At 67.3% G+C, this 14951-nt stretch carries 18 protein-coding genes and 4 tRNA genes; 5 read left to right on the top strand and 17 right to left on the bottom strand.

The annotated features are described in order from the left end of the window. Positions 1 to 11: 11 nt before the first annotated feature. The gene (locus WFQ05_RS02745; RefSeq protein ID WP_130518795.1) at positions 12 to 833 is read left to right on the top strand and encodes a pyruvate, water dikinase regulatory protein; all 822 of its coding nucleotides are present in this window, start codon (positions 12 to 14) and stop codon (positions 831 to 833) included. Positions 834 to 979: 146 nt separating this feature from the next. Continuing rightward, entirely contained in the window at positions 980 to 1474 is a 495-nt protein-coding gene (locus tag WFQ05_RS02740) for a DUF1249 domain-containing protein (RefSeq protein WP_130518411.1), read from the top strand. Positions 1475 to 1483: 9 nt separating this feature from the next. Here the strand turns inward: WFQ05_RS02740 and WFQ05_RS02735 are convergent, their stop codons facing one another. From WFQ05_RS02735 to WFQ05_RS02695, 9 genes are all read right to left on the bottom strand, one after another. Next, positions 1484 to 1960 carry a hypothetical protein gene (locus WFQ05_RS02735; protein WP_337052548.1) on the bottom strand — a complete coding sequence of 159 codons (477 nt, stop codon included), beginning with the start codon at positions 1958 to 1960 and terminating at the stop codon, positions 1484 to 1486. A gap of 917 nt (positions 1961 to 2877) precedes the next feature. Beyond that, a tRNA-Glu gene (locus WFQ05_RS02730) sits at positions 2878 to 2953 on the bottom strand. Between the two features lie 67 nt (positions 2954 to 3020). Next, positions 3021 to 3096 (bottom strand) — tRNA-Ala (locus WFQ05_RS02725). Positions 3097 to 3146: 50 nt separating this feature from the next. Beyond that, positions 3147 to 3222, bottom strand: a tRNA-Glu gene (locus WFQ05_RS02720). A 53-nt stretch (positions 3223 to 3275) separates the two neighbouring features. Further along, a tRNA-Ala gene (locus WFQ05_RS02715) sits at positions 3276 to 3351 on the bottom strand. A gap of 173 nt (positions 3352 to 3524) precedes the next feature. Next, the gene (locus WFQ05_RS02710; RefSeq protein ID WP_337052547.1) at positions 3525 to 4106 is read right to left on the bottom strand and encodes a histidine phosphatase family protein; all 582 of its coding nucleotides are present in this window, start codon (positions 4104 to 4106) and stop codon (positions 3525 to 3527) included. A 79-nt stretch (positions 4107 to 4185) separates the two neighbouring features. Then, positions 4186 to 5313, bottom strand: coding sequence for an alkene reductase (locus WFQ05_RS02705; protein WP_337052546.1), 1128 nt, complete (start codon positions 5311 to 5313; stop codon positions 4186 to 4188). Positions 5314 to 5442: 129 nt separating this feature from the next. Then, a complete protein-coding gene (gene dkgB / locus WFQ05_RS02700) occupies positions 5443 to 6246 on the bottom strand; it encodes a 2,5-didehydrogluconate reductase DkgB (RefSeq protein WP_337052544.1) in 804 nt (267 codons plus the stop codon). Between the two features lie 40 nt (positions 6247 to 6286). Then, positions 6287 to 7471: an MFS transporter gene (locus WFQ05_RS02695; RefSeq protein ID WP_337052543.1), complete on the bottom strand. Its 1185-nt coding sequence runs from the start codon at positions 7469 to 7471 to the stop codon at positions 6287 to 6289. Between the two features lie 114 nt (positions 7472 to 7585). On the opposite strand from WFQ05_RS02695, the gene WFQ05_RS02690 reads away from it, so the two are divergent. The 3 genes from WFQ05_RS02690 (at position 7586) to WFQ05_RS02680 (ending at position 10194) form a co-directional block, all read left to right on the top strand. Continuing rightward, positions 7586 to 8488, top strand: coding sequence for a LysR substrate-binding domain-containing protein (locus WFQ05_RS02690; RefSeq protein WP_337052542.1), 903 nt, complete (start codon positions 7586 to 7588; stop codon positions 8486 to 8488). A gap of 130 nt (positions 8489 to 8618) precedes the next feature. Next, positions 8619 to 9047, top strand: coding sequence for a hypothetical protein (locus tag WFQ05_RS02685; RefSeq protein WP_337052541.1), 429 nt, complete (start codon positions 8619 to 8621; stop codon positions 9045 to 9047). A gap of 295 nt (positions 9048 to 9342) precedes the next feature. After that, the gene (locus WFQ05_RS02680) at positions 9343 to 10194 is read left to right on the top strand and encodes a tyrosine-type recombinase/integrase (protein WP_337052540.1); all 852 of its coding nucleotides are present in this window, start codon (positions 9343 to 9345) and stop codon (positions 10192 to 10194) included. A gap of 1 nt (position 10195) precedes the next feature. On the opposite strand, the gene ssb is transcribed toward WFQ05_RS02680, so the two are convergent. The 8 genes from ssb to WFQ05_RS02640 are packed head-to-tail and all read right to left on the bottom strand — an operon-like array spanning position 10196 to position 14947. Beyond that, positions 10196 to 10642 carry a single-stranded DNA-binding protein gene (gene ssb / locus WFQ05_RS02675; RefSeq protein WP_337052539.1) on the bottom strand — a complete coding sequence of 149 codons (447 nt, stop codon included), beginning with the start codon at positions 10640 to 10642 and terminating at the stop codon, positions 10196 to 10198. Next, on the bottom strand, positions 10639 to 12732 hold the full coding sequence (locus tag WFQ05_RS02670) for a DNA cytosine methyltransferase (RefSeq protein WP_337052538.1): 2094 nt from the start codon (positions 12730 to 12732) through the stop codon (positions 10639 to 10641). Before WFQ05_RS02670 ends, ssb begins: the two co-directional genes overlap by 4 nt. Next, positions 12725 to 12991 carry a hypothetical protein gene (locus WFQ05_RS02665; RefSeq protein ID WP_337052537.1) on the bottom strand — a complete coding sequence of 89 codons (267 nt, stop codon included), beginning with the start codon at positions 12989 to 12991 and terminating at the stop codon, positions 12725 to 12727. The genes WFQ05_RS02670 and WFQ05_RS02665 overlap by 8 nt, the downstream gene beginning before the upstream one ends. Continuing rightward, entirely contained in the window at positions 12988 to 13275 is a 288-nt protein-coding gene (locus tag WFQ05_RS02660; RefSeq protein WP_337052536.1) for a hypothetical protein, read from the bottom strand. Before WFQ05_RS02660 ends, WFQ05_RS02665 begins: the two co-directional genes overlap by 4 nt. Beyond that, positions 13272 to 13886 (bottom strand): hypothetical protein, encoded by a 615-nt coding sequence (locus tag WFQ05_RS02655; RefSeq protein ID WP_337052535.1) that lies wholly within the window; start codon positions 13884 to 13886, stop codon positions 13272 to 13274. The genes WFQ05_RS02660 and WFQ05_RS02655 overlap by 4 nt, the downstream gene beginning before the upstream one ends. Further along, positions 13879 to 14373 carry a hypothetical protein gene (locus tag WFQ05_RS02650; RefSeq protein ID WP_337052534.1) on the bottom strand — a complete coding sequence of 165 codons (495 nt, stop codon included), beginning with the start codon at positions 14371 to 14373 and terminating at the stop codon, positions 13879 to 13881. The genes WFQ05_RS02655 and WFQ05_RS02650 overlap by 8 nt, the downstream gene beginning before the upstream one ends. Before the next feature lie 5 nt (positions 14374 to 14378). Beyond that, entirely contained in the window at positions 14379 to 14672 is a 294-nt protein-coding gene (locus WFQ05_RS02645) for a hypothetical protein (protein ID WP_337052532.1), read from the bottom strand. After that, entirely contained in the window at positions 14669 to 14947 is a 279-nt protein-coding gene (locus WFQ05_RS02640; RefSeq protein WP_337052531.1) for a helix-turn-helix domain-containing protein, read from the bottom strand. Before WFQ05_RS02640 ends, WFQ05_RS02645 begins: the two co-directional genes overlap by 4 nt. Positions 14948 to 14951 lie beyond the last annotated feature (4 nt).

Genomic DNA, 14951 nt, shown 5'->3' with positions numbered 1-14951 from the left:
GGATGAAGGCAATGTCGAGTGTCCGGCCGGTGTTCTATGTCTCGGATGGAACCGGTATCACCGTTGAAACCATTGGGCATAGCCTGCTCACGCAGTTCTCCGGTTTCTCCTTCATCACCGACCGGATTCCGTTCGTCGACGATCCGGAAAAAGCCAGCGATGCGATCGAACGCATCCGCGAAGCGGGCCTGCGCCACGATGCGCGCCCGATCGTGATCCACTCGATCGTCGATCCGTCCATCGCCCAGGCGCTGGCCTCCAGCGGTGCGCTGATGCTCGATGTCTTCGCGCCCTTCATCGATCCGATGGAGCGCGAGCTGGGCGCGGTGCGCCAGTCGCGCGTGGGCCAGGCGCACGGCATCGTCAATTTCGAGGCCTATCACCGCCGTATCAACGCGATGAACTTCGCGTTGACCCACGACGATGGCGTGGCGATCAACTACGACGAGGCCGACCTGATCCTGGTCGCGGTGTCGCGCGCCGGCAAGACGCCCACCTGCGTCTATCTGGCGTTGCATTACGGGGTTAAGGCGGCAAATTACCCACTCACCGATCAGGATCTGGAAACCGACCGGCTGCCCGCGAGGCTGCGCCCGTACCGCAAGAAGCTCTTCGGCCTCACCATCGACCCGGACAGGCTGTGCCAGATCCGCCAGGAGCGCCGGCCCAACTCGAGCTACGCGAAGTTCGAGACCTGCAAACGCGAGGTCGCCGCGGCGGAGGACATGTTCCGCACCGAGCGGCTGCCCACGCTGAGCACGACCCACACTTCAATCGAGGAAATCGCCAGCAAGGTGATGTCCACCCTGGGCCTGCAGCGCGAAATGCTCTGAAGCCGCTGGCATCTGCCCGGCTTTACGGCGCTGGAAACGGTGCCGGCCCGGCGGTTGGAAAAACGCGGGCGGACCTCCACGTTAGGTGCACAACCCACCGGGCGTCAATGCTGCCGCATGCGCCTGCCAGCGTGTAGGATCCCCCCATGGCATTGACGCTCTCCCGCGCCGCGCACCTCCCCAAGCTGGGCCGCTTCGGCTGGCTGATGGGGCTGTACGCGGAAAACTACGGCCGGTTGGCGCGGCTGTTCGCTCCGATCGACCTGGCGCCGGGCCAGTACGTGTCCAGCATCGGCGATGGCCTGGATCTTCGGGTGGACGTGATCGAGACCCACCGCTACACGGTCGAGCTGCGCCTGACCTACGGCCTGATCGATCCGCAGACCGGCGAGCCGGATCCGTCGGCGTTCGTGCGGGTGTACCGCGATGCGCGCCAGGCCGAGGCCACGCACTGCTACGTGGGGCGGCGCTGGCAGGACGTGATCGGGTTGTTCCCGCCGCCGGCCGAGCTGATCAGCCACCGCATGCGCATGAACACCTTCCTGGGCAAGTGGCTGGAGTACCTGTCCGAGCGCGGCCACGGTGTGGCCACGCTGCGCCGCGTCGACGCGGTCGATGCCGAGGCGTCCGCGCTCGCCTGAGGCGGGCGCTTACCAGAAGTCGGGCAGGGGGCGCTTGACGATCGCGTCGGCGCAGTCGATCTGCGACTCAACATGCATGCGCGCCAGGGCCAGGTAGTTGGCCTTCGGGCCGCTGCCGCTGCCGGCCACTTCGCCCAGATACTCGCTGCCCGCCCACACGCGGCCGATCCACTCGGCCTTGTCTTCGCCGATGGTCATGGTGATGGTGTAGCGCAGCCGGCGCCCCTGCTTGTCGGTGCACAGATACACCGTGGGGAACTGCATGGCGAAGTGGTTCTCGGTGCTGAGCTTGCTCAGGAACACGCGGGCCTGCTCCACCAGCTCCGCACGCTGCTGCGCATCCAGATGCTCGGTCTCGCCCTTAAAGTAGGGCGAGTCGTTCAAGAAGTACTCGACAGCCTCCGCGGGCGCATAGCCGTTGCGCCGGATCCAGCTGGCGAAAGCGGTTTCATGGCGGGCGAACAGAGCACTGGGTGGCTTCGACATCGAGACTCCTAGGGATCGGCAGGCGGAACGCGGGGTGACATCGCAAGCACGGCGTTGCGCCTGTTTATTTTGATGAAACCGGGGTGGTGTGGGCATGAAGATTCGGGCGCGTGCGTCTTCATGTGGGGCTAATGCTTGCTGACCTCGCGCTCGCGACTTGCATGTCGAGCTTGCCTGCATCTCGCGCTTTTGCGGGGAGCGCTGTAGATTCAACTGTGAGCGATATAGCTTCGACTGCGGCGGCTACGGCTTCAACTGTGGGCGCCATGGCTTCGGAAGGGCTGCGGTCCGGCGAGCGGCACCCGCTCTTCCCTCGGTCGGGGCATCCTGCCCCGACTCGGGCGCTCGGCTTCCTGCCTCGCTAGGCGCGGCCACCGCCCGCCGGCCCGCTGCCGCGCGCGTCAGGTCACCAGGCTTCGGTTCGCGGGGGTGTTCTAAACCTTTCCTCGCGCAAAACGCGATCAGTGACGGGAAATCATCGACTTGAGGCCCCCTCCCTTGCGCGCAGCGCAGGGGAGGGATGGGGAGGGGTCGGGGCTTTCCCGGCCAAGCCACCGAAGCAAGAACAAAAGCACCCCACCCCGGCCCTCCCCTTCGCCTGCGGCGAAAGGGAGGGGGCAGAGCGCTGCTTGATGCCTTCGAATTGGAAGAAGTCCTGATCCATTCGCCGCATCGCCCCGACCCGGTCGGGCGTGCGGAAAGCGGGCCTTAGGATGGCCCGCGGCGGCGAGTCCGCCAGGGATGGCGGACCGAGCCGAGGAGCCACGCCCGGCCGGGTCGAGGCTGGTTGGTGAAGTGAGCGCTTCGATCCGTTCGAAGTGAGCTCTTCGATCCGCTCAAGGCATCGGCAGGCTTACGCCAAAACCTCGGCAAACAAAAAAGCGCAGCGGGTGAGCGCTGCGCTTTTCCGTAAAACCTGGCGTCCCCACGGGGATTCGAACCCCGGTCGCTACCGTGAAAGGGTAATGTCCTAGGCCTCTAGACGATGGGGACGCGTCTGGAACATCTGACGCGAACGGGTCGGTCTTCCGACCCGCGCGTCTTGGATGCGGCGATGAAGTGGTGGAGCCAGGCGGGATCGAACCGCCGACCTCCTGCATGCCATGCAGGCGCTCTCCCAGCTGAGCTATGGCCCCGAACTTCAAGAAAAAGCGCAGCCGGACAACGCTGCGCTCTTCGTACAACTTGGCGTCCCCACGGGGATTCGAACCCCGGTCGCTACCGTGAAAGGGTAATGTCCTAGGCCTCTAGACGATGGGGACGCGGTGAAACCTGTGTTGCTTCGCAGACGGGCCTAACGACTGCGATTGAAACGTGGTGGAGCCAGGCGGGATCGAACCGCCGACCTCCTGCATGCCATGCAGGCGCTCTCCCAGCTGAGCTATGGCCCCGGTGTCTTGGGAGCCCGGCATTCTAATGACGGCCCGGGCCTTCCGCAAGCATCACGCGAAGGAAATCGCACAGGGCATTGCCGGGCCTGACTTGTGCTGCGCGAACGCGCTCGCGCGCTTGCCAGGACGACCCCGCTGCACCAAAGCCGTCGCGGCAGATCTCGCCAGAACGATCAGGCCGGCGGCGCGGACACGTTCCAGCGCAGGATCACCGGCACGTTCGCGTGGCGGGCGTCCAGATCGAGCACGCACAGCGTGGCCGGATCCAGGATCAGATGCTGGCCCAGGTCCACCGGCCGCCGCAGCCAACGCGCGGTCAGCACACGCCCGAAGTGGCCGTGGCTGAAAACCGCCACATCGCCCGGCAGCGCACGCAGACGCGCGACCAGCCGGTCGGCGCGCGCGGACACGGCCGCCGGCGATTCGCCGCCGGGGCAGCCATCGCGCCAGATGTCCCAGTCGGGTCGCGCGGCCTGGATCTCGGTCGAGCGCAGGCCTTCGTAGTCGCCGTAGTCCCACTCGGCCAGATCCGGCTCGATCTGCGCATCGCGCCCCAGACCAGCGAGCCGGCAGGTGTCCTGGGCGCGCTGGCGCGGGCTGACCAGCACGCTGGCCAAGCGCACGCCGGCCAGCAGCGGCGCAAGCGCGCTTGCCGTCTGCGCGCCGTGTTCGGTCAGCGGGATATCGGTGCTGCCGGTGTGGCGGCCGGACCGCGACCATTCGGTCTCGCCATGCCGGATGAGATAGATCGCCAAGGCCGTCTTTCCTGGGAGAGGGGACGGCATCGTAGACAGTTCCGCGCGAGGCGTGTACGCAACGCCGATGACCCGTCTTCTAGCCGCCGCCAGCCCCGGATGCGGACAGGGCCGGGTAGTCGGTAAGGCCGTGCGCCCCGCCGCCGAACAGCGTGTCCGGATCGTGCGCGTTGAGCGGCGCGCCGGTGCGCAGACGCTCGGGAAGATCGGGGTTGGCCACGAAGGGCCGACCGAAGCCGATCAGATCGGCCCAGCCTTCCTCCAGCGCGGCGCGCGCACGTTCGGCGGTGTACTTGCCCGCGTAGATGAGCGCACCGGGGAAGGCCGCGCGCAGCTGCTGCTTGAACGCGAGCGGCATGTGCGGCGCATCGTCCCAGTCGGCCTCGGCGATATGCAGGTAGGCCACGCCGATCTCGCCCAGCCGCTTGGCGGCGGCCAGGTAGGTGACCTGCGGCTGTGCGTCCGAGCAGCCGTTGAGCGTGGTCAGCGGGGCCAGGCGGATGCCGACGCGGCGCCTGTCCCCGGTGCCTTCGACCAGCGCCGTGGCCACTTCGTCCAGGAAGCGCAGCCGGTTCTCCAGCGAGCAGCCGTAGGCATCGGTGCGGTCGTTGGCGTTGGAGTCGATGAACTGGTTGACCAGATAGCCGTTGGCCGCGTGCAGCTCGACGCCGTCGAAACCGGCGGCCATCGCCTGGCGCGCCGCTTGGCGGAACTCGTCGACGATGCCGGGGATTTCCTCGGTGGCCAGCGCACGCGGCATCGAGGCCTGGACGAAGCCGGGCTTCCCGTCGCGTTCGGCCACGAATACGTTGACGCCTTCGGCCTGGATGGCCGAGGACGACACCGGCGATCGCCCGTCGAGCAGGCTGGTGTGGCTAAGCCGACCGACGTGCCAGAGCTGGGCGAAGATCCGCCCGCCGGCGGCGTGCACGGCCTCGGTCACCTGGCGCCAGCCTTCCATCTGCGCGGGACTGTGGATGCCGGGCGTCCAGGCATAGCCCTTGCCCAGCGGCGCGATCCAGGTGCCTTCGCTGACGATCAGCCCGGCGCTGGCGCGCTGGGCGTAGTAGGCGGCCATCAGCGCGTTCGGCACATCGCCCGGCTGGCTGGCGCGCGAGCGCGTCATCGGCGGCATCACGATGCGGTTGGGCAATTCGAGCTCGCCCAAGACATATGGCTGGAAGAGAGGGTCTTGGATGTTGGACATCATGGGTCTCCTCGGCGGGCGGGCGAGCGCCGGCCGGCCGTTTGGAAAAGTAGGGAAGAAAGGACTCGGCCAAGCCGGGCGCGGAAGCCCGCGACCATCAGGCCGGCGACAGGCATGCGCGGCAACGCGTCAGTCCCAGGCCGGCGCCAAGCCGGCGGGATCGACCTCGCGGCCATTGCGTTCGAGCGTGGCGATCTGCGCCATGTCGTCGGCATCCAGCCGCAGGTCGCGCGCGAGCAGGTTGCTGGCCAGGTTCTCGCGCCGGGTCGAAGAGGGGATCACCGCGTAGCCCAGCTGCAGGGCCCACGCCAGCGCGACCTGGGCCACGGTGGCCTGGTGCTTGTCCGCGATCCGCATCAGTACCGGGTCCTTGAGCACCTTGCCGTAGGCCAGGGTCATGTACGAGGTGACCGCGATGCCTTGCTCCTGCAGGAAGGCGGTCAGCTTGCGGCTCTGCAGGTAGGGGCTCAGTTCGATCTGGTTGGTGGCGATCTCGCCTTCGCCCACCGCCGCGATGGCCTCGCGGGTCAGGGCGATGTTGAAGTTGGACACGCCGATCTGGCGGGTCAGGCCCAGCGCCCTGGCCTCGGCCAATGCCGTCATGAACTCGGCGAGCGCCACGCCGTTGCCGGGTGCCGGCCAGTGGATCAGGGCCAGGTCCACGCGGTCGGTGCGCAGCTTGTCCAGGCTCTGGCGCAGGCTGGGGATCAGTTTGTCCCGGGCGTAATGATCGACCCAGATCTTGGTGGTCAGGAACAGCGCATCGCGCGCGACGCCGCTCTCGGCGATGGCCTGGCCGACCTCGGCCTCGTTGCCGTAGATCTGCGCGGTGTCGATGTGGCGATAGCCCAGTTCCAGCGCGTTGCGCACCGAATCGATGGCGGTCTGGCCGGTCAGCCGGAAGGTGCCGACGCCGAAGGAAGGAATGCTCATGGAAAAGCTCCGATTGCGTTGATAAGAAAGCGAGGGGAGATCAGGCGGTGTGGGTCAGGGGCGCGGCGTTGCGGCGATCCAGCCGGCCCGAGAGAACGGTCAGGCCCAGGGCGCCCAGCGTCACCAGCGCGGCGATCCAGGGCGTGTGGGCGAGCCCCAGATGCGCGACCACCTGCGCGCCGGCCCAGGAGCCGCCGGCCACGCCCAGGTTGAAGGCCGAGATGTTGAAACCGGCGGCGACATCGGTCGCATCGGGCGCCACCTGTTCGGCCTGCCTCACCACATAGACCTGCAGGGCGGGCACATTGCCGAAGGCCACCGCGCCCCAGGCGAGCACCGTCAGCACGACCAGCCATGGCGAGGGGGCGGTGAAGGTCAGCACCAACAGCACCAGCGCCAACAGGCCGAAGATGACTTTCAGCGCACCGACCGGCCCGCGGCGATCGGCCAGGCGACCGCCCCAGACGTTGCCGATGGCCACCGAAACGCCATACGCCAGCAACACCAGGCTCACCATCTGCGGCCGGAAGCCCGAGACGTCTTCGAGGATGGGCGCGAGGAAGGTGAAGGCGATCAGCGAGCCGCCATAGCCGACTGCGGTCATCGCGTAGACCAGCAGCAGACGCGGCTGCAGCAGCACGCGCAGCTGGCGGTGCAGCGGGGCCGGCGTGGCATGCGCGATGTTTCGCGGCACCAGCGACTGCGCGCCGATCATCGCCACCAGGCCGAATACCGCCACCGCCAGGAACGTGGTGCGCCAGCCGAAGTGCTGACCGATGAACGTGCCCAGCGGGATGCCGGTGACGAAGGCCACGGTCATGCCGCTGAACATGGTAGCGATGGCGCTGGCCGCCTTCTCGCGCGGCACCAAACTGGTGGCGACGATGGAGCCGACCGAGAAGAACACGCCATGCGCCAGCCCGGTCAGCAGGCGGGCGAGGATCAGCGTCGCGTAGCCCGGCGCCAGCCAGGCCACCAGGTTGCCGACGGTGAACAAGGCCATCAGCCCGACCAGCAGCGGCTTGCGCGGCACCCGGCCAGTGATGGCCGTGAGGATGGGCGCGCCGATGGCGACCCCCAGCGCATACAGGCTGACCAGCAGGCCGGCGGAGGGCAGGGTGACCCCCAGATCGGTCGCGATGGTCGGGATCAGGCCGACGATGACGAACTCGGTCGTGCCGATGGCGAAGGCCGCCAGGGTCAGGGCGATGAGGGCGAGCGGCATGGTGGACTCACGTCAGAGCGCTTCATGGAACGAAGCGATGGCACGCAGTCTGGGCGCTTTACATTTCCGGAAAAACGCCCTAATAGGTCAGACACTTTTGATCCGGCATCAACAATGAAGATCACCCTGGACGAACTGCAGGCCTTCGTCGCCGTGGTGGACGCCGGCTCGATCACCGCCGCGGCCGAGCACCTGGAGCAGACCGTGTCCGGGATCAGCCGTACCCTGGCCCGGCTGGAGACCAAGCTGGACACCACGCTGCTGCGCCGGACCACACGGCGACTGGAGCTGACCGAGGAGGGCGCCGCGTTCCTGGCCCGCGCCCGTGCCATCCTGGATTCGGTCGAGGCGGCCGAGGAACAGATGGCCGCGCGGCGGCAGCAGCCCGTGGGCCGCCTGCGCGTGGATGCGGCGACGCCCTTCATGCTGCACGTCATCGTGCCGCGGGTGGCGGGCTTCCGCGCGCGGTTTCCCAAGGTGGAGCTGGAGCTGGCCAGCAACGAAGGCATCACCGACCTGCTGGAAAAGCGCACCGACGTGGCGTTCCGCATCGGGCCATTGAAGGACTCGACCCTGCATGCGCGCCCGGTCGCCACCAGCCGGCTGCGCCTGCTGGCGAGCCCGGCCTACCTGGCGCGCGCCGGAACGCCCAGGCGCGTTTCGGACCTGAAGGCGCACTCGCTGCTCGGCTTCACCCAGCCGGAGTCGCTGAACCGGTGGCCGCTGCGCGACACCGAGGGCCAGCCGCTGCAGATCCGCCCGGACCTGGCCTCCTCCAGCGGCGAGATCCTGCGCCAGCTGGCGCTCGCGGGCGAGGGCATCGCCTGCCTGTCCGACTTCATGACCGCGGCCGACCGCCAGCGCGGCGACCTGGTCCAGCTGCTGCCCAAGGCCACCCTCGACGTGCGCCAATCGATCAACGCCGTCTACTACCGCAACACCACGCTCGCCTCGCGCATCACCTGCTTCATCGACTACATGATCGATGCGCTCGCGCCGGGGAGGTTTGAGGTTTAGGTACCCATAAGGTGCGCCTGTCGGCCGAAGCAACTCCGACGCCGCTTGGCGCCTACGCGCAGGACGTGACACCGGGTTCGTCAAAACGTGCGTGGCTGAGGTACGCTCAAGGTCATTGGAGGAGCAAGTGATGCGCAAGGAAGTCGCGATCTTGGCGTTGTTGGCGTGCGCCTCGCCGGCGCTGGCGCAGCTGAATGCCACACACGGCACGGGTCCCAAGCGGGTCGATCCCCGTAGAAATGTTCCGGTCTTGCCGCAGATGGATTGCGAGCGGCTAGCGGCCAATGCAGAGCGCTGGGTGCTGGACTACTGCCGAGAGGTGGATTTTTCCACGCAGTCCAACTGGGCACGTCTGTACGGCAATCCACGTCCTTCGCGGACCGTGCTCGACGTCCCCGAGTTGGGCACAGCGGAAGCAAGGCGGACCGGCGTGTCGTGCTCCGAGGGACGGGTCATCGCCAAGGTGGGCAACGCATGGGTCCAGCCCCTGGACCATGAATTGAACTATCTGCGCTGCCGTCCCACAGTCCGGCGGCCAGGCATCTCGATCGGCCAGTGAGCTAGGCAGGGGGCGAGCGGCTCTTCCGCTGAGCAGCAACAAGGCAGCCAACGGGCACTACACATGGGCCAGTCCGCTGATCCATTACTTCGCATAATGTATATTATGTAAGTTCGCCGGTGTGGCGATCTTACATGACCCCTAACTCATTGATCCGACGATGGATTTCCCTTGCTGGTACATGGAGGGTTTTTTACCGTTGGTAGATATAACCCGTTCTTATTGTCCGGTTGACCCGCAGTCGCTCGAGGACTTCCGGTGGTTCCTTCGTGGCCAGCGGCGAAGCCCGCGCACCGTGGCCACGTATCTGTCGATCGTCAGCCGATACGTCGCCTTCGCCGACCGCGTGCCGCTTCATCTGGACCCCGTGTTGCGCTTCGTGGCCCACCGGCGCGACCAACTCGCGGCGGCGACGCTGAAGCTGGACGTGGCCGCGTTGCGCTGCTGGTACGGCTGGCGCCGCACCGTGGACCCGACCTGCTGGGTGCCGGCCGCGTGGCCCAAGACGCGCCCGGTCAGGGCGCGCCCGGTGTTCCACCTGAGTGATCACGACGTGGGCGTGTTGCTGGCGCAGCCCGACCTGTCGACGTTCGTGGGCCTCAGGGACCACCTCATCATCGCCACGCTCTACCAATGCGGCCTGCGGGCGGGCGAGCTCGCCAGGCTGCAGCTGGGAAGCGTGCGCCTGGATGGCTTCCTGTTCGTCGAGGGCAAGGGTGGCCGGGACCGGCTGGTGCCATACGGCGGGGCCTGGCATGGGCTGCTGGAAGCCTACCTGCGGCAACGTGCGGCGGTCGGCGCCGGCAAGCGCGCAGCGCTCTTCGTCACGCGCCATGGCAAGCCGCTGCGCGACGGACGCTCGGTCTGGGTCATCGTCAACCGGCATGCGCGTCGAGCGCTGGGGACCGCGTGCGGCCTTGACCGTATCCGGCCCGGAACCGGCCGGCCCTGGACGGGCCACTATCCCCATCAGCTGCGCTATGCCTTCGCCACGGAACTGCTGCGCAGCGGCTGTGACATCGTGGCTATTAGCCAGATGCTCGGCCACGCTGACCTGGCCACGACCATGCGTTATCTGGGTGCCGACTTCGCGATGCTCAAACGAGCGGCGGGCCATCACCCGCGCGCACTTCGCATAACCTCTTGAATCAGAACGGGATTTCATCGTCAATGCCCCTCGGTTCGGGCTGTGCTGCTGGGCGGGCGGGCCTTCCTGTGGCCCTTCCCTGGTGCTCCGTCCCCGTCCGGGCGTGCTCTCTGCTCCCGTGAAGCGTGAGGCCGCCAGGATCGCAGTAGACCCATGTGCTGTAGCGGTCGCTGCCGTCGCTGGCCTGCCACCGCTCAGTGCGCAGTTTGCCCTCTACGGTCACCAATGCGCCCTTGTGCAGGTACTGCTGGGCGACCTCCGCATTACGGTTGAACGCCTTGATGCGCAGCCACTCGGTGTGCTCCTCTCGCTCCCCTGCTCTGTTCTTGAACACCTCGGTCACCGCCACGCGGAACTCAGCGATCAAGCCGCCGGCCTGCGGCGCCTTGACCTCAGGATCTGCACCCAAGTGGCCAGTGACAATGACGCGCTGGTGCCCACGGCTCATGCCGCAACCGCCAATGGCGCTGCCGTGGCCCCGAGGTTGGCGCGCGCGATCGCCGCCAGCGGGGGTGGGCTCACGCTGTTTCCGACCATGCGCACGGCCGCGCTGGTGGTCAGGCGGCGACCGTCTGCGGTGCGGTCGATGATGTAGTCAGCCGGGAAGCCCTGGGCGCGGTACAGCTCGTGCGGCTTGAGCATGCGCAGGCCGATGTCCACGATGACGTAGGGCGTACCCTGGATCGTGACGGTGACCAGCGCCAGGCGGTCCTTGGTCGTGACCGTTGCCAGTGGCTTGTCCATCTGACCGTGCTGGCCGCCGGTGCCGTAGTAGCGCATCAGGAAAGCCGCGACGCGCAGGGCGCCAGCTTCGTGTTCTGGACTTAACGTGCATTCCACAACGGCGTGATGCTCGCCGCCCGCGCTGACCGTCGCCAGTGGATCGTTCGCATCTGCGGCACTGCTTGTGCCGCGCAGCTTCGCGAGGTGGCCAGTGACCAGGCGCTGCTGGCTGCCGGTTCCGACGATGGTGGGCGCCGGCTTGCGCACGTCGTTCCCGGCGCCATCGTAGAACCCGCCGTTGGCCTGCTCCAGGAAAGCGGTGACCGCGGCATGCTTGATGCCGCCGGCGGTGACCACGCCCAGCGGCTCGTGCACGTCCAGAGCGCGCGGCGCCTGGCCATCGCGCTCGCCGTAACCGACCTGGACCATGGTGCCGACCGCGACGCCCATGGCGTGCGCCGCGCCGGCGGGCCGTGCCGCGCCTGCGCCGGAGGTAATCGTCGGCATCGGCTCGTCGGCCGCGCTGCCGGCGCTGTCGCCGCGAAACTTGACCAGATGCGCTGACGCTAACGCGTGGCCTCCGCTGCCGTTGGCCGTAATGGTGCCGATCGGGTCCTGCGCCGACTTCGATCCGGCGCCCCAACGCTGCACGCCGTCCGGCCTGCCCTCGCCATGGGCTGCCTGTACCAGTATTGGTGCGACTACGGCGGTACTTCCGCCTTTGGGCCACGCCGTGATTGTTCCAAGCGGCGCAGAGGCATCAGCGATGCCGGAGGCGCTGGCGTTCGCGCATGCAACGAGCGTCGGTGCACACAGGCAACTGTCGGCCTTCGTGGTGATGGTCTGCGTGGGTACGTGCAAGCTGCGCTCGGGCGACTGACCCTGCCTGCCACCCACGCCAACGATGAAGGGCTCGGCGGGCCCCAGGACATAGCGCTGGATGCCCTTGGCGATGCGGCGATGCGTGGCGTCGGCCAAGGCCTTCTTGCGGGTGAAGATAGACGGACAAGGGATCGCCCAGTCGATGCAGTCGGCGGCGGTCACGAATGGCAGTAGGTTGGCGCTCTTACCGTGGGTTGGGCTCGGCCACACGATCGCCTGCCCATCGCAACGGAAGATGGCGAACAGGCGTTCTCGGCTGGTCCCGGCGCCGTAATCGCACGCCTTGAGCTTGCGCCACTCAATGACGTAACCCAGATCCTGCATGACGCGGACGAACTTGCGCCAACTCCTGCCCTCGTGCCGCTTGTCTGGGACCAGGAACTGCTGCTGGAGCGGCACGCGCTCGCCTTTTGCTGCCACGCTGCCGTCCAGCTTGACGACCCGGCCGGTGACCTTGCAGCGCTTGGCGACCAGCGGCCCCCACTTCAAAATCTGCCAGACGTTTTCCATGCTTCCGATGCGCGGGGCCTTGCCGCGCCGCTTGAGCGTGCCGCACCACTTCGGGATCACCCACGCCAGGGAACGCGTTGCGCGGTCGCGGGGCTGGCCACCCTTGGCCTGGCTGAAATGCGTGCAGTCGGGGCTGGCATGGAACCAGCCGACCGGCTGGCCGCGGGTCTCGACTGCGGGGTCGGCTTGCCACACGTCCTCACGCAGGTGGCGCGCCAGCGGATGGTTGGCGGCATGCATGCCGATAGCGAGCGCATCGTGGTTGATCGCCAGATCCGGATCGCGCCCCAGCGCCTGGCGCAACGCCTCGCTAGCCCCGCCTCCGCCGGCGAACAGGTCCACGATGATCTCGCCGGGGCGCAACTGCGAGTTGCCCGGCACGGGGAAGTTGAAGGCGTTCTGAGGGCGGCTGCCGTCAGCCATAGTGAATCTCTCCTGTGAGGATCAGGCGAGCAGCCGCACGGGCTTCGCTCGCACTGAATCGGTGTTTGCGCATCAGGCTTCCCTCAAGTGGCGACGGGAGCGCTAGATCCGCCGGCACATGGCCGCGCGCGGCCAGTGCGAGCAGTTGGCCGGCGCGCGCGGCGCCGACGCCAAAATGGCGTCTTACCTGGTCGGTGCTGAGGTGGTCGACGCGGGCCGCCAGGGCCTGCACATCGCGCACGCTGACATCGCGGATCATGCCGCCCTGCCCTTCGTGCCCTGGCGTGGCCGGTCCGGCAGGCGCCGCAGGCGCGCCAGCAGCGCGTCGTACTGGGAGCGCGTCAACGTCGTGGTGCTGGTGGCGCCTACCGCTACGACGTGAAGGCGGTAGGTCGGCTCATCCAGGCCCTTCTGTCCGTGGACATAGCGACGCAAGGCGATCACGCGCGACTTGTCCATCACGAAGGGGCGGTTGAGCGGTACGCCGCAACAGGTGCCAGCAGTGGTGAGGCTCCCGCATGCAGGGCACTGTTCCCTGGTCATGCATCACACCCTTTGCCCACTTCGCCCGGCTTCCCGGTAGCGGTGAATTCCTGCCATGGGACCCAGCGCCCGCCCTCGCAATGGAAGCCCCACTCCCTTCGCTTTGGGCCGAACAGGAACAGGGTCCAGCAGGGCGCCGGCTGTACGCGATAGGGCGCTGCTTCGTTCTCAGGATCGATGCCAACCACCTCGCGCAGCAGCTCGATGCGGTGCGTGTGGAGCAGTGGGAGGAACCGGAGGCTGCCGGCACGGTGCATGCGCCGCCGCGCCACGCCAGCGTCGTCGACGGTGTGCTCCAGATACGCGCCATGCAGGATGAAACTCACTGCCCACGAGGGATGGTCGTGGAGAGCCCGGTCGTCATCGTCCCTGAGGAACTGGTGCAGGTAGAGATTCGGCAGCAGGTGGGCAAGTGCCACCGCGGCGCGCTGCCACAGCGTGCGTTGATCCTCGGGCACCGCTCGATACCAGCCACGCCACGGGGTGATGTACCAGCGCCGCAGATAGGCCCCTTCTGGATTGTCGTGGCCCACCACAAAGTCAGGTGGACGCAGGCCCGAAACATGCTGGATCAGCTGGCGGAATAGCCAGGCGGCAATGCGCTCACGCATGGTCCACCTCCGAGCCCGCCAAGGCCAACGGTCGAACAAAGAGCGCATAGGGGCCATCTTCGGTATCGGTGACGGCGGCTAAGCGCCAGTGCTCGCCCGCTGGCGGAGATGGATTCCAGCTCTTCATCTGCTCCCAGTACAGATCCCCGCCCTCCTCCAGGGCCTCTTCTGAGAATTCTTCTCCAGGCGACACGCCTTCGTAGTCGAACCCCTGTGCCGCCAGCAGCGGGGCGATGTCGTCTTCACGATCATCCGGCCACGAGGGGAGATCGGGGTGCCAGGCCATGCCATCTGCCCGCGCTGCCCGGTCTGAAATCTTCTCCGGGTCGTACAAGCCGCGCCAGGGATCGGCCGATGCCAGGACCTCGACTGCAACGTCGATGGCGAGCCCGATCTGGGTCGGGTTGGCTGGTGAAACGATCTTGGTGTCGTCTCGCCTCCACGCGTTGTGCTGCCTCAGGATTGATGCCGCTTCGGCGGGTGTCATGGTCGTCACGCTGCCGGCCTCCACACGCGCATCTCGCGCATCTGGCTTAGCACCGCATCCTCAATATCTTCGACCTGGGAGCCGTAGCCGAAGGTACCGATGATGTCGCACGCGCGGGGATCGTTGCGCCCGCTGTCGTGAGCAAGGTCCCGGCAGCGGATGTCGCCATTACCAGCCACGATCACCACCATGCGGGGGCAGCGCCACTTCTTGGCCCGACTGAGGATGTGGGCGGCGATCTCCTCATGGCTGTGCACGTGGATGTTGAGCAGGACGGGTCTTGTCGAGGGGCGGCTCATGCTGCAACTCCGCCGGCGGTGACGTGACCGCGTCCTGGGTGGTCCGGGATCAGTCTGGTCTGGGGGGTGACCAAGCTGTACTCGGCAACGTGGCAGATGTCGCCCTGGCGGTTCTTCACCGTGATCAGGCGACTGCGGATGTCGTACCCCTGCGCGCGCAGGTCGAAGACGCGGGCGCTGGCGCGCGCGATGCCGAGCTGGCGCAAGGCTTGGTCAGCGGTCATCGGGCCGGCCTTGAGGGCCGCGAGCAGCGCCTGGTTCTGTTGTCTGGACATGCTG

The organism is Pseudoxanthomonas sp. USHLN014, from assembly GCF_037153335.1.
GTDB lineage: Bacteria > Pseudomonadota > Gammaproteobacteria > Xanthomonadales > Xanthomonadaceae > Pseudoxanthomonas_A > Pseudoxanthomonas_A winnipegensis.
Note: the sequence above shows the minus strand (reverse complement) of the source record. Positions and strands in the feature narration are given on the sequence as shown.

Bases quoted from the DNA above. Each gene is read 5' to 3' on its own strand.
- WFQ05_RS02695 (WP_337052543.1), bottom strand. From the start codon at position 7,471: ATGCCGCTCGCCCTCATCGCCCTGACCCTGGCGGCCTTCGCCATCGGC.
- WFQ05_RS02690 (WP_337052542.1), top strand. From the start codon at position 7,586: ATGAAGATCACCCTGGACGAACTGCAGGCCTTCGTCGCCGTGGTGGAC.
- dkgB (WP_337052544.1), bottom strand. From the start codon at position 6,246: ATGAGCATTCCTTCCTTCGGCGTCGGCACCTTCCGGCTGACCGGCCAG.
- WFQ05_RS02705 (WP_337052546.1), bottom strand. From the start codon at position 5,313: ATGTCCAACATCCAAGACCCTCTCTTCCAGCCATATGTCTTGGGCGAG.
- ssb (WP_337052539.1), bottom strand. From the start codon at position 10,642: ATGAGCCGTGGGCACCAGCGCGTCATTGTCACTGGCCACTTGGGTGCA.
- WFQ05_RS02655 (WP_337052535.1), bottom strand. From the start codon at position 13,886: ATGCGTGAGCGCATTGCCGCCTGGCTATTCCGCCAGCTGATCCAGCAT.
- WFQ05_RS02735 (WP_337052548.1), bottom strand. From the start codon at position 1,960: ATGTCGAAGCCACCCAGTGCTCTGTTCGCCCGCCATGAAACCGCTTTC.
- WFQ05_RS02665 (WP_337052537.1), bottom strand. From the start codon at position 12,991: ATGATCCGCGATGTCAGCGTGCGCGATGTGCAGGCCCTGGCGGCCCGC.
- WFQ05_RS02640 (WP_337052531.1), bottom strand. From the start codon at position 14,947: ATGTCCAGACAACAGAACCAGGCGCTGCTCGCGGCCCTCAAGGCCGGC.
- WFQ05_RS02670 (WP_337052538.1), bottom strand. From the start codon at position 12,732: ATGGCTGACGGCAGCCGCCCTCAGAACGCCTTCAACTTCCCCGTGCCG.
- WFQ05_RS02660 (WP_337052536.1), bottom strand. From the start codon at position 13,275: ATGACCAGGGAACAGTGCCCTGCATGCGGGAGCCTCACCACTGCTGGC.
- WFQ05_RS02650 (WP_337052534.1), bottom strand. From the start codon at position 14,373: ATGACACCCGCCGAAGCGGCATCAATCCTGAGGCAGCACAACGCGTGG.
- WFQ05_RS02645 (WP_337052532.1), bottom strand. From the start codon at position 14,672: ATGAGCCGCCCCTCGACAAGACCCGTCCTGCTCAACATCCACGTGCAC.
- WFQ05_RS02685 (WP_337052541.1), top strand. From the start codon at position 8,619: ATGCGCAAGGAAGTCGCGATCTTGGCGTTGTTGGCGTGCGCCTCGCCG.
- WFQ05_RS02740 (WP_130518411.1), top strand. From the start codon at position 980: ATGGCATTGACGCTCTCCCGCGCCGCGCACCTCCCCAAGCTGGGCCGC.
- WFQ05_RS02745 (WP_130518795.1), top strand. From the start codon at position 12: ATGTCGAGTGTCCGGCCGGTGTTCTATGTCTCGGATGGAACCGGTATC.